The sequence below is a fragment of the Nonomuraea sp. NPDC050227 genome, assembly GCF_044459705.1.
Classification (GTDB): Bacteria; Actinomycetota; Actinomycetes; order Streptosporangiales; family Streptosporangiaceae; genus Nonomuraea.
This window is the reverse complement of the sequence record NZ_JBITJF010000001.1, coordinates 44,271-69,390: the sequence shown is the minus strand read 5'-3', so window position 1 is coordinate 69,390 and position 25,120 is coordinate 44,271. Positions and strand designations below refer to the sequence as shown.

General features: G+C 69.4%; 29 protein-coding genes. 16 read left to right on the top strand and 13 right to left on the bottom strand.

Annotated elements, in window-relative coordinates; genetic code table 11:
• Positions 1-77 precede the first annotated feature (77 nt).
• Entirely contained in the window at positions 78-404 is a 327-nt protein-coding gene (locus tag ACIBK9_RS00395; protein ID WP_397154022.1) for a hypothetical protein, read from the bottom strand.
• A 360-nt stretch (positions 405-764) separates the two neighbouring features.
• Positions 765-1,229 (bottom strand): hypothetical protein, encoded by a 465-nt coding sequence (locus ACIBK9_RS00390; RefSeq protein WP_397154020.1) that lies wholly within the window; start codon positions 1,227-1,229, stop codon positions 765-767.
• A gap of 232 nt (positions 1,230-1,461) precedes the next feature.
• On the opposite strand from ACIBK9_RS00390, the gene ACIBK9_RS00385 reads away from it, so the two are divergent.
• Positions 1,462-1,926 (top strand): RNA polymerase sigma factor, encoded by a 465-nt coding sequence (locus tag ACIBK9_RS00385; RefSeq protein WP_387679871.1) that lies wholly within the window; start codon positions 1,462-1,464, stop codon positions 1,924-1,926.
• Positions 1,919-2,839 (top strand): hypothetical protein, encoded by a 921-nt coding sequence (locus ACIBK9_RS00380; RefSeq protein ID WP_397154018.1) that lies wholly within the window; start codon positions 1,919-1,921, stop codon positions 2,837-2,839. The genes ACIBK9_RS00385 and ACIBK9_RS00380 overlap by 8 nt, the downstream gene beginning before the upstream one ends.
• Before the next feature lie 716 nt (positions 2,840-3,555).
• On the opposite strand, the gene ACIBK9_RS00375 is transcribed toward ACIBK9_RS00380, so the two are convergent.
• The gene (locus ACIBK9_RS00375; protein WP_397154016.1) at positions 3,556-4,305 is read right to left on the bottom strand and encodes a DUF3027 domain-containing protein; all 750 of its coding nucleotides are present in this window, start codon (positions 4,303-4,305) and stop codon (positions 3,556-3,558) included.
• 791 nt (positions 4,306-5,096) lie between these two features.
• Between ACIBK9_RS00375 and ACIBK9_RS00370 the strand changes: the two genes are divergently transcribed.
• Positions 5,097-5,246: a hypothetical protein gene (locus ACIBK9_RS00370; RefSeq protein ID WP_397154014.1), complete on the top strand. Its 150-nt coding sequence runs from the start codon at positions 5,097-5,099 to the stop codon at positions 5,244-5,246.
• A 73-nt stretch (positions 5,247-5,319) separates the two neighbouring features.
• Here the strand turns inward: ACIBK9_RS00370 and ACIBK9_RS00365 are convergent, their stop codons facing one another.
• Positions 5,320-5,988 (bottom strand): hypothetical protein, encoded by a 669-nt coding sequence (locus tag ACIBK9_RS00365; RefSeq protein ID WP_397154012.1) that lies wholly within the window; start codon positions 5,986-5,988, stop codon positions 5,320-5,322.
• A gap of 406 nt (positions 5,989-6,394) precedes the next feature.
• Between ACIBK9_RS00365 and ACIBK9_RS00360 the strand changes: the two genes are divergently transcribed.
• Positions 6,395-6,838 carry a hypothetical protein gene (locus ACIBK9_RS00360; protein WP_397154010.1) on the top strand — a complete coding sequence of 148 codons (444 nt, stop codon included), beginning with the start codon at positions 6,395-6,397 and terminating at the stop codon, positions 6,836-6,838.
• A 24-nt stretch (positions 6,839-6,862) separates the two neighbouring features.
• Here ACIBK9_RS00360 and ACIBK9_RS00355 read toward each other — a convergent pair whose 3' ends face one another.
• The 3 genes from ACIBK9_RS00355 to ACIBK9_RS00345 are packed head-to-tail and all read right to left on the bottom strand — an operon-like array spanning position 6,863 to position 9,182.
• Positions 6,863-7,567 carry a class I SAM-dependent methyltransferase gene (locus ACIBK9_RS00355; RefSeq protein ID WP_397154008.1) on the bottom strand — a complete coding sequence of 235 codons (705 nt, stop codon included), beginning with the start codon at positions 7,565-7,567 and terminating at the stop codon, positions 6,863-6,865.
• A gap of 40 nt (positions 7,568-7,607) precedes the next feature.
• Complete coding sequence (locus ACIBK9_RS00350) at positions 7,608-8,378, bottom strand: arylamine N-acetyltransferase (protein ID WP_358289250.1); 771 nt, start codon at positions 8,376-8,378, stop codon at positions 7,608-7,610.
• A 54-nt stretch (positions 8,379-8,432) separates the two neighbouring features.
• Positions 8,433-9,182, bottom strand: a complete 750-nt coding sequence (locus ACIBK9_RS00345; protein ID WP_358289247.1) for a class I SAM-dependent methyltransferase — start codon at positions 9,180-9,182, stop codon at positions 8,433-8,435.
• A gap of 71 nt (positions 9,183-9,253) precedes the next feature.
• On the opposite strand from ACIBK9_RS00345, the gene ACIBK9_RS00340 reads away from it, so the two are divergent.
• Positions 9,254-9,823 carry a CGNR zinc finger domain-containing protein gene (locus ACIBK9_RS00340; protein WP_397154006.1) on the top strand — a complete coding sequence of 190 codons (570 nt, stop codon included), beginning with the start codon at positions 9,254-9,256 and terminating at the stop codon, positions 9,821-9,823.
• A gap of 16 nt (positions 9,824-9,839) precedes the next feature.
• Here the strand turns inward: ACIBK9_RS00340 and ACIBK9_RS00335 are convergent, their stop codons facing one another.
• Together ACIBK9_RS00335 and ACIBK9_RS00330 are read right to left on the bottom strand one after the other, a co-directional pair.
• The gene (locus ACIBK9_RS00335) at positions 9,840-10,781 is read right to left on the bottom strand and encodes a D-2-hydroxyacid dehydrogenase family protein (protein WP_397154004.1); all 942 of its coding nucleotides are present in this window, start codon (positions 10,779-10,781) and stop codon (positions 9,840-9,842) included.
• A 313-nt stretch (positions 10,782-11,094) separates the two neighbouring features.
• Positions 11,095-11,466, bottom strand: coding sequence for a hypothetical protein (locus ACIBK9_RS00330; protein ID WP_358289241.1), 372 nt, complete (start codon positions 11,464-11,466; stop codon positions 11,095-11,097).
• A 292-nt stretch (positions 11,467-11,758) separates the two neighbouring features.
• On the opposite strand from ACIBK9_RS00330, the gene ACIBK9_RS00325 reads away from it, so the two are divergent.
• The 8 genes from ACIBK9_RS00325 to ACIBK9_RS00290 all read left to right on the top strand — a co-directional run bounded on the left by ACIBK9_RS00325 (position 11,759) and on the right by ACIBK9_RS00290 (position 19,044).
• Positions 11,759-13,615 (top strand): glycosyltransferase family 2 protein, encoded by a 1,857-nt coding sequence (locus tag ACIBK9_RS00325; protein WP_397154002.1) that lies wholly within the window; start codon positions 11,759-11,761, stop codon positions 13,613-13,615.
• Between the two features lie 74 nt (positions 13,616-13,689).
• Positions 13,690-14,697, top strand: coding sequence for an energy-coupling factor ABC transporter permease (locus ACIBK9_RS00320; RefSeq protein WP_397154000.1), 1,008 nt, complete (start codon positions 13,690-13,692; stop codon positions 14,695-14,697).
• Between the two features lie 23 nt (positions 14,698-14,720).
• Entirely contained in the window at positions 14,721-15,476 is a 756-nt protein-coding gene (gene cbiQ, locus ACIBK9_RS00315; RefSeq protein WP_358289233.1) for a cobalt ECF transporter T component CbiQ, read from the top strand.
• Complete coding sequence (locus tag ACIBK9_RS00310) at positions 15,470-16,207, top strand: ABC transporter ATP-binding protein (protein ID WP_358289230.1); 738 nt, start codon at positions 15,470-15,472, stop codon at positions 16,205-16,207. The genes cbiQ and ACIBK9_RS00310 overlap by 7 nt, the downstream gene beginning before the upstream one ends.
• A gap of 173 nt (positions 16,208-16,380) precedes the next feature.
• Positions 16,381-16,719 carry an STAS domain-containing protein gene (locus ACIBK9_RS00305; RefSeq protein WP_138689510.1) on the top strand — a complete coding sequence of 113 codons (339 nt, stop codon included), beginning with the start codon at positions 16,381-16,383 and terminating at the stop codon, positions 16,717-16,719.
• Positions 16,720-16,767: 48 nt separating this feature from the next.
• Positions 16,768-17,541, top strand: coding sequence for an SDR family NAD(P)-dependent oxidoreductase (locus ACIBK9_RS00300; protein WP_352322296.1), 774 nt, complete (start codon positions 16,768-16,770; stop codon positions 17,539-17,541).
• A 6-nt stretch (positions 17,542-17,547) separates the two neighbouring features.
• A complete protein-coding gene (locus tag ACIBK9_RS00295) occupies positions 17,548-18,312 on the top strand; it encodes a crotonase/enoyl-CoA hydratase family protein (protein WP_397153998.1) in 765 nt (254 codons plus the stop codon).
• A gap of 111 nt (positions 18,313-18,423) precedes the next feature.
• Positions 18,424-19,044 carry a rhomboid family intramembrane serine protease gene (locus ACIBK9_RS00290; RefSeq protein ID WP_352355384.1) on the top strand — a complete coding sequence of 207 codons (621 nt, stop codon included), beginning with the start codon at positions 18,424-18,426 and terminating at the stop codon, positions 19,042-19,044.
• A gap of 3 nt (positions 19,045-19,047) precedes the next feature.
• Here the strand turns inward: ACIBK9_RS00290 and ACIBK9_RS00285 are convergent, their stop codons facing one another.
• A complete protein-coding gene (locus ACIBK9_RS00285) occupies positions 19,048-19,626 on the bottom strand; it encodes a TIGR00645 family protein (protein ID WP_352355382.1) in 579 nt (192 codons plus the stop codon).
• Positions 19,627-19,664: 38 nt separating this feature from the next.
• Here ACIBK9_RS00285 and ACIBK9_RS00280 point away from each other — a divergent pair, with 38 nt between their 5' ends.
• The gene (locus ACIBK9_RS00280) at positions 19,665-20,036 is read left to right on the top strand and encodes a BlaI/MecI/CopY family transcriptional regulator (protein WP_397153995.1); all 372 of its coding nucleotides are present in this window, start codon (positions 19,665-19,667) and stop codon (positions 20,034-20,036) included.
• Here ACIBK9_RS00280 and serC read toward each other — a convergent pair.
• Both serC and ACIBK9_RS00270 read right to left on the bottom strand, forming a co-directional pair.
• Positions 20,033-21,142, bottom strand: a complete 1,110-nt coding sequence (gene serC / locus ACIBK9_RS00275) for a phosphoserine transaminase (protein ID WP_352322287.1) — start codon at positions 21,140-21,142, stop codon at positions 20,033-20,035. The genes ACIBK9_RS00280 and serC overlap by 4 nt on opposite strands.
• Before the next feature lie 111 nt (positions 21,143-21,253).
• The gene (locus tag ACIBK9_RS00270; RefSeq protein ID WP_352322285.1) at positions 21,254-22,360 is read right to left on the bottom strand and encodes a citrate synthase 2; all 1,107 of its coding nucleotides are present in this window, start codon (positions 22,358-22,360) and stop codon (positions 21,254-21,256) included.
• Positions 22,361-22,562: 202 nt separating this feature from the next.
• Here ACIBK9_RS00270 and pdxH point away from each other — a divergent pair, with 202 nt between their 5' ends.
• Positions 22,563-23,240 (top strand): pyridoxamine 5'-phosphate oxidase, encoded by a 678-nt coding sequence (gene pdxH / locus ACIBK9_RS00265; RefSeq protein WP_358289213.1) that lies wholly within the window; start codon positions 22,563-22,565, stop codon positions 23,238-23,240.
• 10 nt (positions 23,241-23,250) lie between these two features.
• Entirely contained in the window at positions 23,251-24,537 is a 1,287-nt protein-coding gene (locus ACIBK9_RS00260; protein WP_397153993.1) for an MFS transporter, read from the top strand.
• Here the strand turns inward: ACIBK9_RS00260 and ACIBK9_RS00255 are convergent.
• Positions 24,483-25,106: a UdgX family uracil-DNA binding protein gene (locus ACIBK9_RS00255; RefSeq protein ID WP_397153991.1), complete on the bottom strand. Its 624-nt coding sequence runs from the start codon at positions 25,104-25,106 to the stop codon at positions 24,483-24,485. The two genes, ACIBK9_RS00260 and ACIBK9_RS00255, sit on opposite strands and share 55 nt — an antisense overlap.
• Positions 25,107-25,120 lie beyond the last annotated feature (14 nt).

Genomic DNA, 25,120 nt, shown 5'->3' with positions numbered 1-25,120 from the left:
AGCTGACAGCACGAGTTCGATTCCCGTCACCCGCTCAATCAGGCGGGCGGGGTGCCGCTGGACGCGCAGGTCAAGACCTACTCCTCCTCGTAGTACCACTCCTCAACCACCCATGGCTCATCTTTCGAGGTTCTGCGTGCGGCATACCCACACGGGAGAGACGCGGTTTCGGCCACGCTCGGATCGAGGTCCACGACATGAGCGACGTGACAGATTGCCGAAGCATCCGGGTCGCTGGCGTCGGTGACGTCGTCGCCAATGAGCCAATCGTTCTCGTCGTCGTGAATCACGATGAGCGCGGGCAACTCGCCGGAGATCACCGTCCTCTGTACGACGGCCACGAGGCCGGGCGGGAAAGTGTCATCGGGAAACGGGAAGGGGACGTGCCGCAGGACCTCGCTCATATCGCGCAGTCTGTCAGCCGTGTCGACGATCACAACGGCTGGGTGGGAACTCACCGGCTGGTGGTCGAGATGGGCAGAGGCGTACAAGTAAGCCATGGTCGCGGGGCGATTTCTGGGAGCCACCTTGGGAGCCACCCGAACGGACGAGCATGAACTGCGGCGGACGGAGACGAACGGCGAGGGTGCCGGTAGACGAGGTGGCGGACGCCTATGAACGCCCACGAAGATCCTTTGGGGACCTTGTAAACAGAAGGTCAGGGGTTCGATTCCCCTCGTCGGCTCTGCACGTAGAAGGCCCTTTCCCGTGATCGGGGGAGGGCCTTTTCGATCTCGTGCAGCAGGGTTGTACAGCAACCGTCTCTAGCCGAAGATGTCCTGCCCGTCGCGCCCTGAGGGGTCCATGGTGAGCAGGCTCTCATGAAGACCTTGTACGGCCCTGCCAGTGAGTTCGCCTGACGGTGTGGTTTCCATGAGGCGCCAGCCAGGGGTGTCCGTGGGTGCGTCGTCGTCGCGGCCGTGGGCGGTGAGGCTGTGAAGGAGACTGAACGCTGTTTCGTAGGCGGCCACCTGGGCGACCCGCGCAAGGTCGGCGGGGTCCGCGCCGTCGGCGAGCAGTCGAGCAGCCGCGGGAATGCCTTCCAGCGCTCCCGGCGTGGTCCAGCCATTGATCAAGTCTGGCCATATGCGCCGCAGCGCCAAGAAGCCGGCCAGCTGAGGTATGTCCTCTGAGATCTCTGAGGCAGCCCACTCCTGAGGGGCATCGGCGCCCAGCGTCGCGAAGAGATTCTGCAAGGCGAGCACCGCAGCGCGATCGGCTTCGTTCACTCCGCCATCTCAGCATGGCACGCGATGAGAAGGGGCCCTGGAATCCGCCCACAGCATGTCCGTTCACCTGATGCACCGTTGACGGCGCTCATGCCGGCACTCGGTCGCGGGGGCGGCCTTGGTTCTGCTGCGACGTCATGCTTCCGGCACATTGATCGGCAACCCGTGTGACCATTCTCGCCGCGGTGGCGTCTGTATGTGACGTGACAATCGAAACCGTTCGGGGGGCGACATCATCGAGGAGCTGTATCGCGAGCACTGGCCGCTCGTGTGCGGGTTCCTCTTGCGCAGGATCCGCGATCCGCATCTCGCCGAGGACCTGGCGCAGGAGACGTTCGTCAAAGCGACCAGAGCTCTGCTCGGTTGGCGGGGTGATAACGCGGCGGCGTGGCTGCTTACGATCGCGCGCAACGTCCTGGTCGATCACGTACGTAAGAGCCGCCGCGAGATGGCCCTACCGAACCCTGACGAGTTGGGTGTGCCGCCGCTGCACGTGGAGTCGCTGGACGTGCGCGACGCGCTCGAACGGTTGCCCGAGCAGCAACGCCGGCTGCTCACGCTGGTCTACTTCGAGGGGTTCTCGATGGTGGAGGTGGCTGCGATGACCGGCAGGTCGCACAACTCGATCAAGACCGCGGTGTGGCGGGCGAGGGCCGCCTTCGCCGACCTTTACGAGGAGAGCCATGAACATGCCTGAAATGCCAGACCTGCCGGACTTCGACCCCAAGCGCACCCGGCGCGCGGTCCGGCGGGGGTTGTTCAGGACGGTCACCATCGTGCTGGCCGTGCTGGCGCTGCTCGCGGTGGCCGCGACCGAGGGGTCGTCCCTGGTGCAGACCCGCGGCGACCGGGAACGCCGTATGCAGGCCGTGCTCGGCACCGCATTCAAGATCTACAACCCGGCGTATACGGTGACGATCGGCTCCTGTTGCCAGACCACGCCCGTCTCGATGTCGTTCGAGGTGGCCGCGCGTCCCATCGCGCCGACCGGAGACTGGCCGGCCGGGAGCGAGTCGTACGCGATCAGTCAGGACTTCTTCGGCCGCGTGGGTCGCCTGCCGTTGGGCAGCACCGCCCACACCAGGCTTTCCCAGACTCTGTTCGACATGGGCACCACGCTGGCGACCAAGGACGACGTGCGCGCGGTGCTCGCCCGGCTGCCCGCCGACCTCAGCTCGCTGGCGGTGGTGGAGTTCGAGCAGCCGCTCGGCGAGGCCGAGATGAAGTCGGTCGTGAAGCAGTACGGCACCTGCGCCGAACGGATCGTGTACGAGCGCAGACCCGGCTCCCTCCCTGTCACCTGGGGCTTCGACTACTGGAACGACGCGATGGACCTCGGCAAGGGCGGCGACAGGACCGAGGACATGTGCGGTGGCAACCTGCCGCAGTTCCGCGACTGGGTTGCCCTGCTGCGAGACTACGACAACGCCAACCTGCGATCCTTCGACCTGTCCTTGGCTCGGCTGCGCAAGTCAGCCGAGGCCGGGCTCGCCTACGGCTATGTGGACCAGCTCAGCTCTGTCCGCGAGCTGCGGGAGCTGCTCAAGGACCCGAGGGTGCGGACGATCCGCCTGGCCGGTGTGGCGTTCGACCTGGACCGGCCCCGCTGAGGGCCATCGCCGTCGACCACGTCTTGGCCCGGTCGGACTTCCGGCGGCTTCGCCAGACGCGTGCCCTGACCCGGCCACTACCGACGACGCGGCGACCCGCTCCCACGAAATCTACGAATGTAGTACGGGATGGAATCTGATGATCAGGAACGGCTTCTCTCGCCCGGGTCCGCATCGAAGTGGTGCAGGCCGTGACGATCGCTGACTTCGGTTCCGGTCTCTTAGAATGCGTTACGTGAGCTGACGCCCTTTTCGTCGTTGCGATTGGATGAGGTCTGCTGGTCGATGGGTCGCCGCTCGGTCTGTCGTCACGGGGTTCGATTCCCCTCGTCGGCTCTGCAACAGGAAGCCCCTGAACAGGCGTTATGCCGTCAGGGGCTTCGTTATTTGTCAGGACAACGTTGCGATCTTGCTAACACTCTCGCTGCGCGGCTAGGGCGTGAGTTCGTTCATCCCGCCTGCCGTCGGCCCAGGACGAACAGAGTGGGCCTGCGTGACGGGGGCAATGTCCTTCGTCTGGTGGAGCACTTCGCCTCGGCCTCGTGGTCAGGACCGCTTCCCTCGCGGACTGGATGATCAGCAGAGATGCCCGCGCCGAGCGTTCTCGTTGCGTGCTGAACGCCCCGGCAGGGAGCCACGAAGACATCGAAGTCGGTGTCGGTGCTCTTGACGATGCCGGGGAGCAGGTAGTCGTACAAGTGCTGGGTGATTCGTCCTCAGGTGGCGGGTGGGGGGCCGGGGTCGTGCATCGCCCACCTGCGTTCTGTGGCCAGGCGCCTGACGCGTTTCGTGCGCCCCGCCCGGGTGAGGGTTTCGAGGGTCGCCGGATCGGAGGTGGTCGCCGCGAGCCTGAGCTGCATCCACTCCGACCACTCGCCGGGTTGACCGGCCGGCCCGCCCGCCAGGAGTTCGAGGTCTTTCGCGCGGGCCTCGGCTCGCTCCCGATCCTGTCCGGCAGGGGCCAGATCGATCCACTCTCGCCGCTCCTCCGCGGTCACCGCCTCCAGCGCACGCAGGATCACGGCCAGTGCCAGCTCCCGGTCGGGCTCTTCGGTCAGCGCGTCGCGCAGCAGCGACAAGCCACGCTCGTCCGTGTTGTTCAGCGTGTCGAGGTACAGCCTTCGCCGTCGATACGTCTCGTGGTCCTCCGGAACGGACCAGGTTCCCGACTCCTGGAAGGCGTCACACCCGTCATGCTCGAAACGGATCCGCCCGTCGAAGGGGGAGGCCGCATTCGCGCACGCACCGTAATCGTTGCCCAGCGCGCCGGCCAGTGGGAACCAGAATCGGCAGGCGCCGCACTGCTCGGGGTACCACTCTTCTCGATAATCGGGATCCTCGGTACGGCGATGACGCTCCGCAAGCCACCGTTCGTGAATTGCGGAGCGCTCGGCGTCGCTATAGCCAGCATGGTCGGGAGTATTCGTCATTTGCCAGTGATGATCCTCCGGGTTATATGTGACCATCGCCAGTTGGCCGGATCCTGGCCCTGGCGGTCGAACTGTTCCCGCGTGATCGTCATGTCGACCCAATCGACCGGTGACCGTCTGTCGGAGTATCCGTGGACCAGCGCCAGCCTCGGCTTGAGAGCCGCCACGCTGTCGGCGGAGGAGTTGACGTCGCTGGTGCTGACAGCCAGACGGCCGCGCTCTGCCCCGTCCAGAGACGGTGCGATGAAGTGCAGGTCGTCTCTGACGCCGGTGGACCCTGCTATGGGAGGCGAGTCATCGATGCAGAGGGGCATCCGATCATCGTCCTGGCATGGTGCGATCACGCATAAGCGGCGCATATTGCCGGTCCGCCGGTCGTAGTTCACCAGGATCGGCCGGTGCTCGTTCGTGGTCGGCCATCAGCACCTCGTGCCTGCTGAGCATCGCCAGTGGCCGAACGTCGCGGGTGTCGCTGAACCAGCGTGGCACCGAGAAGAACGCCTCGGGCCAGACGTCCTCGGCCGCAGGCAAGTCCGGTACCGGAGGAAGGGCAGCCGGTCGTGACGCCGATTGCGAGACATGCGTCGAGCAACCGCCTGTACCGGCGGCGAGCAGGGCCCCTAATGCGGTAATCAGCAGCCTCGAATATGCCGAACGTCTCACCTCTTCTCAGATGTCGGGGCCGAAAAGTGAGTTCCCGTTCGTGGGCCGTGAAAGGTGCGTCAATGAACGCGGGAGATGTCACCGAAACGACCGTCGGGGGAGCGCTGGGTAACTGATTCGCCACTTCGCGAACGCGTGGCGCCCATGCCTGTGAACTCCTGGAAATGTATGTCGGCCCTCAGGGGGAGCCCGGCGAGGAACAATTTCAACTCACCGGCTGCACTCCGTCGGCTCGCGCGGAGCAACTCGAACAGCGTCCCTTTTTTTCATGGGCCGGCACTGGCACTTCGTCGCCGACCTGGCGGAGAAGATAGGCGGGGCTGCGGCGGCAGCCCCGCCTCGGCGTGCGGGCGGCGGGCCGGTGACGCCGGGCCCTGTGCCAGGTGGTCAGAAGGGGCCGGGCTCCGGGTAGCCGGCCTTGATGACGGCCCTGCGGGTCTTCGGGGTGAGCTTCTTCTCGTCGATGACCTTGCCGGCCGCCGGTGCGGTGATCTGCACCTTGGCGCCCCAGCCCGAGAAGCTGGTGTCGGTGTGGAAGGCCATCTGGCCGTAGTCGTCCTCGTCCGAGGACGGGGTCGAGTCGACGACTGTGCGGGTGAGCAGGTTGTTCTTGTCGAAGTACAGGTGGAACTCGACGCTGCCTTCGGCCGCCTTGTTGTGCCGGTAGGCGGCGAGGGTGGAGGTGCCCTGGTATTCGCCGGGCGCCACCTCGGAGGAGTGATCCAGCATGAACTTCAGGTCGGCCGGGGTGGCGCCCATGTCGAGGATGGAGTTCTCGCGAGCACTGGTCCGCGAGCCGATCCAGGAGCGGCCGGCGGGCAACGCCTTGGCGATGCCGGGGTTGGTCACGTAGGCGTTTCTGCCTTCGGCCACGACCCGGTAGGGAGGTTCGAACTCCTTCTGGCGGGACGACATGCGGACGCGGAGGTCGGCGGCCGCCACCTTGCCCTTGCCGAACGCCAGCGTGCCGGTGGTGCGGGTCTTCACCTCCACCTGCATGTCCTGGCCGTCGACGGTGAAATCGAGGGTGATGCTGCTTAATTCGGTGATCTTCACGCCCTTGCCTGGTAGTAGTTGGGCTTTCAGGGCTTTCACCGCGTCCGCGGGGGCGGCCTGCGCGGTCGCCGGAGATGCGGCCTGAGCGGGCAAGGCTGCGGCGCACACGACTGCGGCCGTGGTCGCGAGGCCCGCGAAGAGAAGCTTCATCAGTGTCCTTAATTTTGTGGATATAGCAGGGAAAAGAGTAAGAGAAAGGTGTCGGCCGGACGGACGATATCTCGTAACGATCGGATGCCGACTGGTGATTTCGAGGATGGAAAAAGAGCGGCCCTCGCGTCCGCTCTCGTCACGTGCGGAGGATTCCTTGGGTGTCAGGGACAGGGCATGGGGAGCGATTGCCGTTGTACTGGCTCTGGGAACGGTTTATGCGACCAGCGTTCCCGGCTGGCATTTCATGTGGTTGATGGCCATCGGCGTCGGCTGGGTGTTGTTCGGGGTTCCTTGGCTTGTCGTGCTCGGTGGCGCTCTGCTCCGGAGGGACCGGGCGGTCGAGTTACGCCGTCACTGGCGGTTCTGGGTCGTGCCGCCCTTGGCCGCGGGTCTGGCAGGGGCACTGGTCTACGTCGGCGCGCCGGTCAGGGTGCGGTTCGAGTTGTCGCGGGGCAGTCTTGAGCACCTCGCGCAGACGGTGTCGGACGGGAAGCCGCCCGAGGAGCGGCGATGGGTCGGGCTGTATCCCGTCAAGTATCTGGAAGGCTCCCGCGGAGCCTTCGGGTTCATGATCGAGGACGCGGGATTCTTCGGCAGTTACGGATTCGCCTGGAGCTCGAACGGTGAGCCGGACATCGACGCGCCGGGTTCCTACCGCCACTTCGACGGACGCTGGTACGTCTGGAGCGACGACTGAGGCCCGCCCGGTGCGGCCGGGAGATCAGGCGCGTCGCCAGGCCAGGAGGCCGTCGGGGGCGGCGGCGCGGACGTAACCCGCGCCCACGAGTTCGTCCCGCAGGACCTCCCAGGCGGGACGGTAGGCGTGCCCGACGAGTTCTTCCTCGCTGAGCACTTCGTCGCCCCGGGTGATCCGGTAGAGGTAGCGGCACGTGGCGCGTTCGTCGTCCGACTCGATGATCTCGGACGAGACCGTGTACGTGTGGCGGCCCACCCGCCGGGAGTCCAGGTGCCGCATGGGCCGCGGCATCGGCGGACCGCCGTCGCGCCAGGTGAGCACGAGAAGCCCGCCGGGCTCCAGCCGGTCGGCCAGGACGGGCCAGAGCCGCCTGCGGTAACCGGGCTCCAGGGCGTACAACACGTTGATCATCACCATGGCCTCGACCGGCTCGTCGAGGTCGAGGCCCATGGCGTCGCAGGGCAGCACGGTGACCCGTTCGAGCAGGTCGGGCCGTTCGGCCAGGCGGGAGAGCAGCACCGCCCGCATCGTGGCCGAGGGTTCCAGCGCGAAGATCTCGGCGGGCGTCCACTCGGCCAGGGACGTGGTGATCAGGCCGGTTCCCGCGCCCACCTCCAGGACGCTGCGGCGAACCCCGGCCAGGAGGGACGGCAACTTCTCGCGCACGCCCGGTACGTGGCTGTGCACGGCGAGCAGGTCGCAGAAGATGGGAGAGATGTAGTCGGCCATGATCGGCCACCGTAGTGCAGCCGGTGTGACGTCCCCCGGGTCAGGCTCCCGCCGCCGGGGCCCGGTCGAGCGTCACGCCGAAGTGCTCCCGGTACGCCGGAAGCAGCTCGTTCTCGTTCAGGATGCGTTCGGCGCGCTCGCCCTGCCGGGTGACGATCAGCTTGCGCCCGCTGATCGTGGTGCGCCCCTCCGCCGTGCGGATCGAGCACACCGGCGACCTGGTGAAGTGCGAGTCCGGCGAGGTCGCCTGCCACCAGCAGGTCGGCACGAAGTCGGCCAGCTCGTACGGCCGCGCGGTGAGCCGGTAGGCGGGCTCGCCGTTGTGCGACACGTCGAGATCGCCGTGCTCTCCGGGAGCGGGGACGATCTGGAACACCCCCGCGCCGTCCTTCTGCTCGCCGCGCTCGTCGATCCGCAGCGGCTCGTCGGCGAAGTCGCCGAAGCCGACGTCCACCAGCCAGGGCTCGTCCAGGTCGACGCGGAGCGCGAGGTGGTCGAACAGCGGCCCCGGCCGGCCGCCGCCGAACACCCGCGCCGCGAGCAGGGTCACCCGGTAGCCGAGCGCGGTGAGCAGCGCGGCGAACAGGCCGTTCTGCTCGTAACAGAAGCCGCCGCGGCGGCGGGTGACGAGCTTGTCGAACAGGGCGTCGGGAGCGAGGGAGATCGGCTCGCCGAGGTGGATGCTCAGGTTCTCGAACGGTACCGCCCGCAGGTGCGCGAGCTGCAGGGCCCGCAGGCCGTGGACGTCCGGCGGCACCGGCCGGGACGCTCCGAATCTGTCCAGGTAGCGGGTGACTTGCGACTCGTCCATGACCTACAGGAAACCACGTCTCGCCCGCCTGCGCCCGCCGGATGGCGGCGCGGGTCAGCTTCGCACGGCGCACAGCAGGCGGTTGTTCCCGCGCTGCCACAACGTGCCGATCTCGCCGAACCCGGCCTTGGTCAGCGCGCCGACGTGCTGCTCGACCAGGTGGGACTCCGAGCCGTGATGGGATGCGCCGGCCGTGCTGCGCTCCTGGTTGAGGTCGGCGAAGGCCGGGTCGGCGGCGATGGCGTCCCACCAGGCGCGCCAGTCCTCGGGCCGGCGGTCGCCGAAGACGCGGTCGGTCTCCCGCTGGTGCACGGCGTGCTCCAGCCGGGCCAGGGTGGGGGAGGAGGAGTCCATGTGGTCGCCGTTGAGCAGGATCCCGCCGGGGCGCAGCACACCGGCCAGCTCGGCGTACGTCTCCTGAAGCTCCTCGGGCGAGATCCAGTGCAGCGCGGTGGTGCTGACGGCGGCGTCGGCCGGACGGTCGAGGCCGAGCGCCTGGGTCCACCCGCCGGTGCGCAGGTCGGCCGAGACGAACCGCAGCCCCGGGTAGGCGGCCCGGCCGAGCCCCAGCAGCAGCGGGTCGGCGTCGACGGCGATCACGGTGGCCGCGGGCAGGCGTTCGAGCAGCCGGGCGGACAACGACCCCGGCCCGCACCCCAGGTCGATGACCACGGGGTCCGGCCGGCCCAGCGCCTCGACCGCGTCGATCAGCGCGGTGAAGCGGGCCTCCCGGTCGGGCAGATAGCCCTCCTGCTGACGGTCCCAACGCTCGATCCATGCCAGCGCGGCTTCCTGAGTGAGCATCAGATCTCCCTGTAACTGTCGTCTAAGATTTGAGCAGTCACAACCTAGAACGCGAAGGTGTAACCGGTCAAGTGGATTACAACAGTCACACAGATGCGATCGTCCGGGTCGCGGTGGCGCTGGTCAACGCGCTGACGCCGGGCGAGCAGCGCGGGCGCGAGTTCCCTGTCCCCGACGACCTCGCCGCGGCCGCCTCCGGCGCGGTGGGCAGCGTCTATTCCGGCCATCACGGGGTCGGCGCGGCCGACGCCGCCGAGCTGGCCGAGGTCGCGGCCCGGCTGCGCGTGGTGTTCCGCGCGGTGGCGGACGGCGACGTCGACGCCGCCGCCATGGCCACGAACGCGCTGCTGGAGGAGAGCAGGGCCAGGCCGATGCTCGAACGCCACGACGGCGAGCCGTGGCACCTGCACTTCCACGGCCCCGGCGGCTCGGTGGCGGGCGACTGGGCGGCGAGCTGCTCGACCGGGCTCGCGATCGTGCTCGGCAGCGAGTTCAGCGACCGGCTCGGCGTCTGCACCGCCCCCCATTGCGACCGCGTCTACGTGGACGTCTCCCGCAACGGCACCCGCCGCTTCTGCTCCACGGCCTGCCAGAACCGCGTCAAGACCGCCGCCTTCCGGGCCAGGGCGAAGGCGGAGTGAGCCGTGGTGAGCCGGGTCAGCCCAGGACGCGGATCGGCGCGCCGGCCAGGAACGCGTCGATGTCCTGCACGGCGTCGCGGAAGTAGGTCTCGTAGTTGCCGCCGGTGACGTACCCGAGATGGGGGGTGGCCAGCACGTTGGGCAGTCTGCGCAGCTCGTGCCCGGCGGGCAGCGGCTCGGTCTCGAACACGTCGAGCCCGGCCCCCGCGATCAGCCCCTCGCGCAGCGCCGACGCCAGCGCGGCCTGGTCGACGATGGCCGCCCGCGAGGTGTTGACCAGGTAGGCGCTGGGCCGCATCAAGGCCAGCTCGCGCGCGCCGACCAGCCCGCGGGTGCGCTCGCTCAGCACGAGATGGACGGAGACGACGTCGGACTCGGCGAACAGCTCCTCCTTGGCGACCGCCCGCACGCTCAGCTCGTCGGCGCGCGCCGCGGTCAGGTTCTGGCTCCAGGCGATGACGTCCATGCCGAACGCCTGCCCGATGCGGGCCATCTGCGCCCCGATCTTGCCGAGGCCGAGCAGCCCGAGGGTGCCGCCGTGCAGGTCCATGCCGACGGTGCTCTGCCACGGGCCGTCGGAGCGCATCGCCGTCGCCTCGGGCACCAGGTGGCGGGCCAGGCCCAGGATGAGCGCCCAGGTCAGCTCGGCCGGCGGGGTGGAGGCGCTGCCGGTGCCGCACACCGTGACCCCGCGGGCGCGGGCGGCGTCGAGGTCGACGGAGGCGTTGCGCATGCCCGTGGTGATCAGCAGGCGCAGCCGGGGCAGCCGCTCGAACAGCTCCGCGCCGAACGGAGTGCGCTCCCGCATGACGACCACGATGTCGAAGTCCGCCAGGGCCGCCACCAGCTCGTCCTGGCTGGTGAAGTGGGCTCGGAAGCTCGTGGCCCGGACCCGCGACCAGTCGGCCAGCCCGAGGGCCACGCCCTGGTAGTCGTCGAGGACGGCGCAGCGCAGCATGATCCGTGATCCTACGCCGCGGCCCCCTGCTCCAGCTCCCCGGCGGGGCCGGGGAGCTGGAGCCCGTTCATTCGGCGGCTAGCCTTTCCGCCTCTTCGTGCAGCGCCGCGACCAGGATCAGCTCCAGGTTGAGCTCCTCCAGGTCCGGCGACGCCAGACCGTCAAGGACGCGCATGGTGGGCCTCCCTGAACAAAAGACGTCTCAGGTGTCACATAGGTTCACATCTATCTGAAACGTTCTCAGGGGAGGCGCGGACCGGAGGGAGGGGAGTTCATTCCGTCGAGGGTTCCGGGAATTGTCCCGGACAAATCGTCAAGCGACTCCCGACAGGCCGGAATCGCGGTTCAACTCGATGTCCATCTGCATCGCCAGAATCTCCTGCCGCTCCTGGTTGATCCTGCGGCAGATCGTGACATATGCGGTCAGCACCTTGGAGTAGGAAGCCCGGGCCTCCTCCAGCTGGCCGCGCAGACGTTCGATGCGGTCGGGGTCGGCGAACTCCTCGGCCTCGGCCTCGGCCAGCAGCGCGCGGGCCTCGTCGACGATCTCCTCGGCCCGCAGCCGCGTACGTCGCAGCATCGCCGAGCACTGGAAGAGCTCCGTCAGGCGCGCCGATGAACGAGCGAACTCGGCCTTGCCCATACCCGTGCCGCCCGCCCGATGCCAGCGAAGATTCGATGCCATTACCGCCACCTCCCCGGTCAAGGTTGCCTAACTGTAGACGTGTGTACCCCGCCGGAGGATGACCTGAGACGCCGACGGAGTACGTCCCTGATCCCGGCGGAGAGTTTTCTTCCTCTGACAGGTCGAGGATTTTCCCCTGAAACTCATTCGGTCCCTGGTGAATGTGCTGATTAGAGCCATCTGTGGGGTCTATCCGAAGAATGCAACGAATCGCCGGGGTCGGCAAATAGGTGACTCCAAGACGGCCGATCGCCCCCCGCGGCGACGGGCGTTCGTCACATACTGAAACGACATGGCGGCGCAACGTGACTCCGAGGTGACGGCAGTGGTGGCGATGTCGGCGGCGGGTAACAACGACGAGACGGTCGACGTCAGCGTCGTCATCCCGGTGCACAACTGCCGTCCCTATCTGGACAGGTGCCTCACCTCGGCGCTGGTGCAGCGGGTGAAGAAGGAGATCATCGTCGTCGACGACGGCTCCACCGACGGCGGCGCCGAGCTCCTCGACCTCTATGCCACCTACCACCAGTCCAGCGTCAAGGTCGTGCACATCGAGGGGTCGGGCGGCGCCGGCCGGCCGCGCAACGTCGGCCTCGCCCACGCCACCGGCCGGTACGTCTTCTTCTGCGACGCCGACGACCACCTCGGCCCCGAGGCGCTGGAACGCATGGTCGCCATGGCCGACAGGAACGGCTCCGACATCGTGCTCGGCAAGATCGTGGGCCACGGCAGGCGGGCCCCGGCCTCGATGTTCCAGCAGAACGCCGAGCGCCTGACCCTGGCCGACAGCAACGTCTACAACAGCCTGAGCTGCTTCAAGCTGTTCAGGCGGGAGATGGTCGAGCGTCACGGCATCCGCTTCGCCGAGGACATGCTGGTCGGCGAGGACATCATGTTCACCGTGCACGCCTACTGCCACGCCGGCGTGATCTCGGTGGTCGCCGACTACGACTGCTACCACCTGGTCTCCAGGTCCGACGGCAGCAGCATCATGCAGCGGGCGGGCAGCCGCGACCCGATCGCCTGGCTGACCATGATCCGGCGGCCCATCCGGCTCATGGCCCGGCACGTCGAGCCCGGCCCGCTGCGCGACCACCTGCTGCGCCGGCACTTCAGGCTCGACGCCTTCAGCCAGCTCGGCACGGTGTTCCTGGAGAGCGACGACGTGCGCCGCAAGGAGATCGCCCAGGAGGTCGCGGCGCTGTGCGACGAGTGGTTCACCCCCGGCGTGCACGCCCGGCTCAACACCATCGACAAGCAGCGCGTGGCCGCGCTCGGCGACGTCGACCGCCTGGTCCGGCTGGCCCGCATCGAGAGCGCCACCGTGCGGCGGCGGCTGACCGGGCTGCGCTGGGAGGAGGACCACCTGGTGGTGAGCGGCACGGCCGGGCTGGAGGGCATCAGCCAGGACGACGGCGTGGCCCTGGTGCTGCGCCCCCGCAACGACCCGCACGGCGAGCTCGTGGTCCCGGCCGAGCGGCGGGGCGCGGAGTTCACCGCCCGGGTGGAGGCCGCCGCGCTCGCCTCCGGCGTCTGGGACCTGCGGGTGGCGGTCGAGCTGGAGGGGGTGGTGCGCCACGGCCGGCTGGGCGCCGACCGGGACAACGGCGTCACCCGGCCGCAGCCCCGCCTGATCGGCGGCGTGGTGACCCTGCCGTACTTCACCAGGGACAACGGCAACCTGAGCATCGACGTCGGCGGCCATGTCGTCGCCGTGCCCGGCACCGTCCGGCTGGAGCGGACCAGGTGGGGGCTGGGCCACCGGCTGGTCGTGCACGGCGAGGTCAGCGTGGCCGGGCAGGTGCCCGAGTGCGCGGCGATCAGGCAGATCGTCTGGCGCGAACGGCGTACCGGCCGCGAGCGCGCCGAGCGCGTGACGGCGCTGCCCGGAGGCGGGTTCGCGGCCCGGCCGGCGGTGGGCCGGCTCCCGCCCGGCACCTGGGACGCCTACCTGGAGCTCGACCTCGGCGGGCCGCCCGCGCTGTTCAGGATCGAGACCGACGCCGACACGGTCGCCGGCCCGCGCAGGTGGCGGGGGGCGGCGTTGCTGCGCAGCGTGCGGCCGTACGCGACCTCGGGGAAGGGACGGCTGAGCACGGTCGTGCACCGGCTGACGCCGCGAACGATCCTCAGGAAGCTCCTTCAGTAATTGCCACCTATGTGCAGGTGCAAGGCGATGCTCTAAAGTGAGGAGGATTTGTTCGTCCTTCTGGAGGCGTTGCCGTGCACGTACCCGATGGCTTCTTCAACGCAGCTACATCCGTCTCCGCCGGAGCGGTGGCGGCCGCCGGGGTAGCGGTCTGCCTGCGGGGCGCCCGTCGCGAGCTGGACGACCGGACCGCGCCCATGGCGGGGCTCGTGGCGGCCTTCATCTTCGCGGTCCAGATGCTGAACTTCCCCGTCGCGGCGGGCACCAGCGGCCACCTGCTGGGCGGCGCGCTGGCGGCGATACTCGTGGGGCCCTACACAGGGGTGCTCTGCATGGCCGTGGTGCTCCTGGTGCAGGCCGTGTTCTTCGCCGACGGCGGGCTGACCGCGCTGGGCGTCAACATCACCATCATGGGCATCGTCACCGTGCTGGTCGGGTGGGGCGTCTTCCGGCTGGTCACCGCGATGGCCAGGGGCCGGGGCGGGGTGACGCTCGGGGCCTTCCTCGGGGCGCTGATCTCGGTGCCGGCCTCGGCGCTGGTGTTCTCCCTGCTGTTCTGGATCGGCGGCACCGCGCCCATCGAGGTGTCGGCCGTGGCCGCGGCCATGGGCGGCGTGCACGTGCTGATCGGCATCGGCGAGGCGCTGATCACCGCCACCACCGTCGCCGCCGTGCTGGCCGTCCGGCCCGACCTGGTGTACGGCGCCCGCGGGCTGGCCAAGCCGCTGGTGCTCAAGGGGGCCGACGGCGCCACCACGACCGTGGACGAGCCGGCGCCGGCGGCCCGGCCGGGCGCGCTCAAGCCGTTCCTGCTGGGCGGGATCGGGCTGACCCTGGTGCTGGCCGGCGTGGTGTCCTTCTTCGCCGCCTCCGACCCCGACGGGCTGGAGGCCGTGGCCGAGAACAAGGGCTTCAGCGGCCAGGCGGCCGACCACGCGTTCGGGTCGTGGGCGCTGGCCGACTACGGTGAGGTGGGCGGCATCCCGGTCGGCGTGGCCGGGATCGTCGGCGTCGGGCTCGTGCTGCTCATCGCCGGGGCCGTGGCGTTCGCCGCGCGCAGCCGTACGAACGTAGGGGTCTGATCTGTGAGAGACGGTGAGTGACGGTGGGCGCGGGGCATCGGCACGATCTCTACCTGCCGGGTGACTCCCTCGTCCACCGGCTGCCGCCGCAGTGCAAGCTGCTCGCCGTCTTCGCCTTCGCTGTCGTCGTGGTGGCCACGCCGCGGGAGCGCTTCTGGGCGTTCGCGGTCTACGCGGCGCTGCTCGGGGGCGTCGCGCTGGCCGCGCGGGTGCCGGTCGGGCACGTGCTGCGGCGGATGGTGATCGAGCTGCCGTTCGTGCTGTTCGCGTTCCTGATCCCGGTGATCGGGATGGGCGAGCGCACGACGGTGCTCGGCGTCTCGCTGAGCGTGCCGGGGTTGTGGGCGGCCTGGAACATCCTGGTCAAGGCCACGCTCGGGGTGATCGCCTCGATCCTGCTCGCGGCCACCACCGAGCCGCGGATCATTCTCGTCGGGGCGCAGCGGCTGCGGCTGCCGAGCCTGCTGGTGCAGATCGCCATGTTCATGCTCAGGTACATGGACGTGATCCTGGAGGAGATGCGGCGGATGCGGGTGGCCCGCGAGTCGCGCGGGTTCGAGGCGCGCAACTTCCGGCAGATCCCGGTGATCGCGCGTTCGGCCGGGGCGCTGTTCATCCGTTCGTACGAGCGGGGCGAGCGGGTGCATCTGGCGATGCTGAGTCGCGGCTACGCTGGACGGATGCCGATAATTCAAGATATTTCGGCATCCATCGGGCAGTGGGCGGCGGCGCTCGCCCTGCCCGTCGTGGCACTCGCGGTTCTGGGGCTCTCATGGTGAACTCTCTGGAGGTCAGTGACCTGGCCTACGCCTACCCCGACGGCACTCAGGCGCTGTTCGGCGTGAATCTGGCGATCGGCCGCGGTGAGCGGGTGGCGCTGCTCGGCCCCAACGGCGCCGGCAAGACGACCCTCGTCATGCACCTCAACGGCATCCTCACCGCCGGGCACGGCAGCGTGGCCGTGGGCGGCGTCCCGGTGCGCAAGGACACGCTCAAGGAGATCAGGCAGCGCGTCGGCCTGGTCTTCCAGGACCCCGACGACCAGCTCTTCATGCCCACGGTCCGGGACGACGTCGCCTTCGGCCCGGCCAACGCCGGCCTCAAGGGCGCCGAGCTCGACCGGGTGGTCCGCGACGCGCTCGACCGGGTCGGCATGCTGGAGGCCGCCGACCGGCCGCCGCACCACCTGTCGTTCGGCCAGCGGCGCCGGGTGGCGGTGGCCACGGTGCTGGCGATGCGGCCGGAGATCCTGGTGCTCGACGAGCCGTCCTCCAACCTCGACCCGGCCGCGCGCAGGGAGCTGGCCGAGATCCTGCGTTCGCTGGACGTGACGGTGCTCATGGTCACCCACGACCTGCCGTACGCGCTGGAGTTGTGCGAGCGCTCGCTGATCCTGTCGGGAGGCGTGATCGCCGCCGACGGGCCCACGCGCGAGCTGCTGGCCGACGCCGAGCTGCTGGCCGGGCACCGCCTGGAGCTCCCGTACGGCTTCGCCGTCCCGGCCGGATGAGGCAACCTGGTCCCCAGGTCGCGGGCCGGGCGGCCGGCTGGGTAAGAACCCTCAGCGCCGCGTCCAGCGCGTGATTAGTCCGGTCTAGTCCTTCTGTATCCGGCTCTTCGTAGTTTGTGCATGCCCGCTATCCGGGGATGTCGAAGTACAGTGGCTCATCGAGGAGGGGCCAAATGAAGCTGCGGCTTGCGCGACACGCCCTGGGTGACGCCGTGGTGGTGGCCGTTGAGGGAGAGCTCGATCTGTTCACCGCACCGTTCCTCCGCGACGAGGTCCGCGACGCCATCAAGCAGGACAGCGCCAGGCTCGTGCTCGACCTGCAGCAGCTGTCGTTCATGGACTCCAGCGGTCTTTCGGTGCTGATCGAGGCCTGGCGGCTGGCCACGGGAGAGGGAGGCGGGGTGTCCCTCGCCGCGCCCCAGGCGCCCGTGGCGCGTATCCTGCGGACCACGGGGCTCGACCGGCGGATCAAGGTGTACTCCGACGTCGACAGCGCCGTGGGCGGAATTTAACCGGCCCCGAGTAGAACTTCATTCGGTTGGCGCGTTAAGGTCCGGGATATGGACGTCAACGGATCTGCAGCAATCATCTCCGGCGGTGCCAGCGGCCTCGGTGAGGCGACGGCCCGCGAGCTCGCCCGCGCGGGCGCCACCGTGGTCATCGCCGACCTCAACGAGGAGCGCGGCAAGGCTGTCGCCGACGAGCTCGGCGGCGTCTTCGTCAGGACGGACGTGTCGGACGACGATCAGGTGCAGGCGGCCGTCGACGCGGCCGTGGCCACGGGCAAGCCGCTGCGCGTGGTGGTCAACAGCGCGGGCATCGGCTGGGCCGAGCGCACGGTCAACCGCGAGGGCAAGCCGCACAACCCGGCCACGTACCGCAAGGTGATCGAGGTCAACCTGATCGGCACCTTCAACCTCATGCGCATCGCCGCGGCCGCCATCGCCGCCACCGAGCCGGTCGACGCCGACGGCCAGCGCGGCGTGGTCATCAACACGGCCTCCGTCGCCGCCCTGGAGGGCCAGACGGGCCAGCTCGCCTACTCGGCCTCCAAGGGCGGCATCGTGGGCATGACCGTCCCCGCCGCGCGCGACCTGGCGGCCATCGGCGTACGCGTGAACACGATCTGCCCCGGCATCATCGACACCCCCATCTACGGCTTCTCCGGCAACGCCGAGGAGTTCAAGGCCAAGCTCGTGGCCCCCGTGGTCTTCCCCAAGCGCATGGGCCGGGCCGACGAGTTCGCCCACCTGGTGCACTCGCTCGTCCAGAACGACTACATGAACGCCGAGGTCGTGCGCTTCGACGGCGGCATCCGCTTCCAGCCCAAGTGAGGTCCCGTGTCTGACGAAGTGCTCGTCGAGGAGTCCGGCAACGTCGCGGTCATCACCATCAACCGGCCGAAGGCGCGTAACGCGATCAACGGCGCGGTGGCCCGGGGGATCGCCGAGGCGCTGGACACCTTCGACGCCCGCCCCGAGATCTCGGCGTACGTGCTGACCGGCGCCGGGGGCACGTTCTGCGCGGGCATGGACCTCAAGGGGTTCCTGTCCGGGGACGTCCCGGTGGTCGAGGGGCGCGGCTTCGGCGGCATCGCCGAGGCGCCGCCCAAGAAGCCGCTGGTGGCCGCGGTCGAGGGGTACGCCCTGGCGGGCGGCTTCGAGCTGGCCCTGTCCTGCGACGTCATCGTGGCCTCGTCGGAGTCCACGTTCGGGCTGCCCGAGCCGAAGCGCGGGCTGGTGGCGGGCGCGGGCGGGATCATGCGGCTGCCGCGGCGGATCCCGTACCACGTCGCCATGGAGATCGCCCTGACCGGCGACCACTACCCCGCCTCCCGCCTGTACGAGCTGGGCCTGGTCAACCGGATCACCGAGCCCGGGGCCGCCCTGGAGGGCGCGCTGGAGCTGGCCCGCAAGATCGCCGCCAACGCGCCCCTGGCGCTCGCGGCGACCAAGAAGGTGATCATCGAGTCCCAGGACTGGCCCCTGGAGGAGATGTTCAAGAGGCAGGGCGCGATCATCAACCCGGTGTTCGGCTCCAAGGACGCCATGGAGGGCGCGGCGGCCTTCGCCGAGAAGCGCGCCCCCCAGTGGAAGGGCGAGTAACCCTCACCCGTACGCCGGCCCCTTCCGCACGTCCGGAAGGGGCCGCGTCAACGCGCGTGCGTGACCTTTCCTGCGTACGGTAAAGGGAGGAGACCACCACCAGGAGAGCGCATGAGCGACCATTCGGGTTCCAGGTTCGAGTCGGCCAGGCGCGGCGCCGGCACCTTCCTGTCGAGCGCGATCAAGGCGATCGTCATCCTCGGGTCCATGCTCGCCGTGATGTGGGTCCTGGAAGGCGTCGACTACGTGATGGGCGGCGCGCTCGACTCCTACGGCATCGCGGGCTGGGACGCCGACGGCCTGGTGGGCATCCTGTTCGCGCCGTTCCTGCACGGCGGCTTCGGCCACCTCATGGCCAACTCGCTGCCGCTGCTGGTGCTGGGCTTCCTGGCGGCGGTGCGCGACATCCGCAAGTTCCTCTGGGCCACGCTGCTGATCGTGCTGATCGGCGGCCTCGGCACATGGGTGTCCAGCCCCGGCGTGATCACCATCGGCGCGAGCGGCCTGGTCTTCGGCTACTTCGGCTTCGTCCTGGCCCGCGGCCTGTTCGACCGCCGCCTGGTGGACATCCTGATCGGCATCGGCGTGGGCGTGGCCTACTACTCGATCCTGTGGGGCCTGCTCCCCAACCAGCAGGGCATCTCGTGGCAGGGCCACCTGTTCGGGCTCCTGGGCGGCGTGGTGGCCGCCTGGGTGCTGCGCCGCAGGAAAGAGCTGCCGGCCCGCGTCTGAGCCCTACAGGTGCGGCTTGGTGTGCTCGGCCGGTGAGCTGGAGAGCATGCGGTCGATGAGCGCCAGGCCGATCGCCGAGGCCACGAACGCCAGGTGGATGATCGTCTGCCACATGATCTTGTCGTTGGGCACGTCACGGGCCCGGATGAACGTCTGCAGCAGGTGCACCGACGAGATGCCCACGATGGCCGTGGCCAGCTTGACCTTCAGCACGTTGGCGTTGACGTGGGAGAGCCATTCGGGCTCGTCGGGATGGTCGTTGAGGTTGATGCGCGAGACGAACGTCTCGTAGCCGCCGATGATCACCATGATCAGCAGGTTGGAGATCATCACGACGTCGATCAGCGCCAGGACCGTCAGCATGACGACGACCTCGGCCGACGTGCCGTCGCCGGTCGCCGGGTGCAGGAAGACGCTGCTGAGCAGGTGCCACAGCTCGGTCATGAACTGCCAGACGTACACCGCCTGCGCCACGATGAGGCCCAGGTAGAGCGGGACCTGCAGCCAGCGGCTGGCGAACATGAGGTAGCCGAGGCTGCGGGGCAGCGCTCGCCCCTGGCCGATCGGGGGTTGTTCGGGCAAGAATGTTTCCTACTGATCGAGCCGGAGGACTGGTTGAGTTGGCGAACCTGGGATCCCTGGAACGCGCGATCATGAACGTGCTGTGGGATGCCGGCAGGGCCATGCGCGTGCGGGAGCTCCTGGGCAGCCTCAACGAAGACCGCGACCTGGCGTACACGACCGTGCAGACCGTCGCCGAGCGGCTGGTGCGCAAGGGCCTGCTGGTGCGCACGCCCTCGCGCAACGCCTTCCGCTACGCGGCCGCCTGCTCAAGGGCCGAGCACGTCAGCCGCCTGATGCTGGAGGCCCTCGCCGTCAGCACCGACAGGCTGCCGGTGCTGACGAGGTTCGCGCAGAGCGTCGAGGAGGCGGACGCCCTGGCGCTCCTGGACGAGCTGACCCGCCGGACGGGCCGGCGCGCGATGGGCTAGAGGCGCTCGACCACGTGGTCGACGCAGACCGTCAGCGCCTCGACGTCGGACGGCTCGATGGCCGGGAACATCGCGATGCGGAGCTGGTTGCGGCCCAGCTTGCGGTAGGGCTCGGTGTCGACGATGCCGTTGGCGCGCAGCACCTTGGCCACCTCGGCGGCGTCGACGTCGTCGTTGAAGTCGATCGTGCCGACCACCTGCGAGCGGAACTGCGGGGCGGCGAACGGCGTGGCGTAGGACGACTTCTCGGCCCAGGTGTACAGGCGCTGGCTGGACTCGGCGGTGCGGGCGGTGGTCCAGGCCAGGCCGCCGTTGCCGTTCATCCAGTCGAGCTGGTCGGCCAGCAGGAACAGCGTGGCCACGGCGGGCGTGTTGTAGGTCTGGTCCTTGCCGGAGTTGTCGATCGCGATCGGCAGGCTGAAGAACTCGGGCACGTACCGGCCGGAGGCGGCGATCTCCTCGACCCTGGCCAGGGCGCGCGGCGACATGATCGCGATCCACAGGCCGCCGTCGGAGGCGAAGCTCTTCTGCGGGGCGAAGTAGTAGACGTCGGTCTCGGCGATGTCGACCGGCAGGCCGCCCGCGCCGGAGGTGGCGTCGACCAGCACCAGCGAGTCGTCGCCGCCCACGCGGGAGATCGGCATGGCGACGCCGGTCGAGGTCTCGTTGTGGGTGAGGGCGTAGACGTCGACGCCGTCCTCGGCCACCGCGGTGGGGTGGGTGCCGACGTCGGACTTGATCACGCTCGGGTCGGCCAGCCAGGGCGCCTTCTTGGCGACGGCGGCGAACTTCGAGGAGAACTCGCCGAACGACAGGTGCTGGGACTTCTCCCTGATCAGCCCGAAGGCCGCGATGTCCCAGAACGCGGTGGTGCCGCCGTTGCCCAGCACGACCTGGTAGCCCTCGGGCAGCGAGAACAGGTCGGCGAGGCCGGAGCGCACGCGGCCGACCAGGTTCTTGACCGGCTTCTGGCGGTGGGAGGTGCCCATGAGGCTCGCGCCGGAGGCGGCGAGCGCGGCCAGTTGCTCGGTGCGAACCTTCGAGGGCCCGCAGCCGAAACGGCCGTCGGCGGGCTTGATGTCAGCGGGAATCACGATGTCAGCCACGTGCCAAGCGTACTGAGGCCGTCCGGGTGACGTCGCACGGGTCCGCCGAATGAGACGCGGAACGGCCCGCCCTTGAGCGGGCGGGCCGTTCATGACACGGGCGAAAACGTGTCAGATCGTGCCGACAACCTCGGAGGCGCCGGGGACGTCGCTCAGCGGGCGCGAGGCCGGGCCGATGTAGTTGGCGCTCGGACGCACCAGCCGGCCCGTGAGCTTCTGCTCCAGGATGTGCGCGGCCCAGCCGGCCGTGCGGGCGCAGGTGAACATCGAGGTGAACATGTGCGAGGGCACCTCGGCGAAGTCCAGCACCACGGCCGCCCAGTACTCGACGTTGGTGGCGAGCACCCGGTCGGGCTTGCGGGCGTGCAGCTCCTCCAGGGCGGCCTGCTCCAGCGCCGCCGCGACCTCGTAGCGGGGCGCGTCGAGCTCCTTGGCGGTGCGGCGCAGCACGCGGGCGCGCGGGTCCTCCGCGCGGTAGACGCGGTGGCCGAAGCCCATGAGCCGGTTGCCCTTGTCGAGCTCGCTCTGGACGTACTTCTTGGCGTCGCCCAGCTGCTCCACGCCTTCGATCATGTGGAGCACGCGGGCGGGGGCGCCGCCGTGCAGCGGGCCCGACATCGCGCCCACGGCGCCGGAGAGCGCCGCGGCCACGTCGGCGCCGGTGGAGGCGATGACGCGGGCGGTGAACGTGGACGCGTTCATGCCGTGCTCGGCGGCCGAGGTCCAGTAGGCGTCGATGGCCTTGACGTGCTTGGGATCAGGCTCACCGCGCCAGCGGATCATGAAGCGTTCGACGATGGTCTTCGCCTCGTCGACCCGGCTCTGCGGCACCATCGGCAGGCCGAGGCCGCGCGCGGACTGCGCGACGAAGGAGAGCGCCATCACGGAGGCGCGCGCGAGCTGGTCGCGGGCCTCCTCGTCACTGATGTCGAGCAGGGGCTTGAAGCCATAGGCCGGAGCCAGCATGGCCAGCGCGCTCTGCACGTCTACGCGGATGTCACCGGAGTGGACAGGGATGGGGTACGGCTCCGCCGGGGGCAGGCCCGGCTGGAACTTGTTGTCGACCAGCAGGCCCCAAACGTGCCCGAACGGGACACGGCCGACCAGCTCCTCGATGTCGACGCCCCGGTATCGAAGGGCGCCCCCTTCTTTGTCCGGTTCCGCGATCTCGGTCTCGAAAGCTACGACGCCTTCGAGGCCGGGTTTGAAGTCGGACATGCTCGGCCGCCTCCCTTTCTTGCCATGTAACGGCAATGCCTTGATGTCGAGATACCGGCGGGTCAATTTAACCCCCTCCCAGGTCATGGTCGGTCTCGGGACCCGCCGAAACGTCAAACCCGCTGGTAGGGAGCCTGCTGTGGGCACGTGTCCCGCGACCTGCGTCAGGCCGCCGAACGCGCCCTAGCGTGGGATCTGCCACATGAGCGCGCAAGAATACCGTCTCGTGGATGCCACCCCGCGCCCGCCCCTGCTGGCGGCGCTACGCCGAACGTACGAGGGCGAGCCGTTGCTCGAGACCGACCTCGCGTCCGACCCCGTCGCGCAGTTCACCGTCTGGTTCCAGGACGCGCTCGACGCCGGCCTGCCCGAACCCAACGCCATGGTCCTCGCCACCGCCTCCGCGGGCGGCCGGCCGAGCGCCAGGACGGTCCTGCTCAAGGGCTACGACGAGAACGGCTTCGTCTTCTACACCAACTACGAGTCCCGCAAAGGCCGCGACCTGGCCGAGAACGGACGCGCCTCGCTGCTGTTCCCCTGGCACGCCATCCGCCGCCAGATCCGCATCGAGGGCACCGTCGCCCGCATCTCCCACCAGGAGTCGGCCGACTACTACAACTCCCGCCCGTACGGCTCCCGCATCGGGGCCTGGGCCTCGCGGCAGTCGGCGGTCGTGCGCTCGCGCGAGGAGCTCGACGAGCGCTACGAGGAGCTGTCCGCCCGCTGGCCGGAGGATCCGCCGGTGCCCGACTTCTGGGGCGGCTTCCGGGTGACGCCGACCGAGGTGGAGTTCTGGCAGGGACAGCTCGACCGGATGCACGACAGGCTGCGCTACCGGCGCACCCGACCCGGTTGGGCTTTGGAGAGACTTGCACCTTAAATTGCCTTAGGTGGCATTCGGGGAACTGGTCAAACGTCATCTTGTGGACACAAGGCCGCTGGCCGTGCCCGCGTACCGGCGGATCTGGTCCGGCCAGGCCGTCTCGAACGTGGGCGTCGCCGTCACCGTGGTGGCGGTCGGCCAGCAGGTCTACGACCTGACCCACTCCTCGCTCTGGGTGGGCCTGCTCGGCATGGCCAACCTCGTCCCGCTGCTGGTCTTCGGGCTGTGGGGCGGGGCCGTCGCCGACGCCTTCGACCGGCGCAGGCTGCTCGTCATCGGCTCGCTCATCACCTGGGCGGCCACCCTGGTCATCCTGGCGCAGGCCCTGCTCGGGCTGGGCAACGTGTACCTGATCTTCGCGGCGACGGCGGTCAACGCCACCGGGTTCGCGATCACCGGCCCGACCAGGGGATCGGTGATCCCGCGCATCCTCGACCCCGAGCTGGTGCCGGCCGCCAACGCGCTCAACTCGCTGGTCTACAGCCTCGGCGCGGTCGTCGGCCCGATGCTCGGCGGCGTGCTGCTGGCCACCGGCGGCGACCACCCCAACTACGCCGCCGCGTACGCGGTGGACGCCCTGCTGTTCAGCGGTGGCCTCTACGCGGCCCTCAGGCTGCCCACCCTGCCCCCGCTGGGCGAGGTGACACGTCCGGGAGCCCGGGCGGTCTGGGAGGGCCTCAGCTTCATCGCCAGGAGCCCGGTGCTGCTGATGTCGTTCGTCGTGGACATCATCGCGATGGTGTTCGCCATGCCGCGCGCCCTCTACCCCGAGCTGGCCGCCGATCGGTTCGGCGGCTCGATGACCGCGCTCGGCTGGGTGACCTCCGCCATGGCGATCGGCTCGGTCGCCGGCGCGCTGTTCTCCGGCTGGGTGGGCCGGATCTCGCGGCAGGGCGTCGCGCTCGTGCTGGCCATCGCCATGTGGGGGCTCGCCGTCGCGGCCGCGGGGCTGGTGCGCGAACTGTGGCTGGTCGTGGCGTTCATGGCGGTCGGCGGCGTGGCCGACGTGATCTCGTCGGTGTGGCGGCAGTCGATCCTGCAGCTCTACGCCCCCGACGAGATGCGCGGGCGGATGCAGGGCGTGTTCATGGTGGTCGTGGCGGGCGGCCCGCGCCTCGGCGACCTGCGCGCCGGCGCGACCGCGACCGCCTTCGGGCTCACCGGCGCCTGGGTGGGCGGGGGACTGGCGTGCGCGGTCACCGTGCTCGTCGTCGGCCTGTCGGTGGCCGGGTTCCGCAACTACCGCTCCGACACCCGCGCCGCGGCCCTGAGGTCGGAGACGAAGCCCGCGTAGGCCGCGTCCCTGTCGGGCGCGCGCAGCACCGCCGAGGGGTGGATCGTGGCCACCGCGAGCGCGTCGCCGAGCGGCACCGGCTCGCCCCGGTGCTCGGTCATTCGGAACGCCCTGCCCAGCAGCGACCTGGCCGCCGTCGCGCCGAGCACCACGACCACGTCGGGACGCACCACCTCCAGCTCCGCGCCGAGCCACGGCCGGCACGCCTCGATCTCGGCGACCGTCGGCTTCTGATGAATCCTTCTCTTCCCTCTGGGAGTGAAGGAGAAATGTTTGACGGCGTTCGTCAGATAAACCGCGTCCCGTTCGATTCCGGCTTCCTCCAGACCCCGATCAAGCACGCGTCCGGAGGGCCCCACGAACGGATGACCCTCGCGGTCCTCGCGATCTCCCGGCTGCTCGCCCACCAGCATGAAACGGGCCTGCTCGGGGCCCTCGCCGAACACCGTCCGGGTGGCCTTCGCGTACAGGTCGCAGCCCTCGCAGCGGGCGGCCGCCGTGCGCAGGGAGCCGAGGTCGCGCCGGGCGGGAAGGAACTCGGCCGCTCCGTTGTTGCCGTCCTTAACCATCGTCGGTCGTTCTC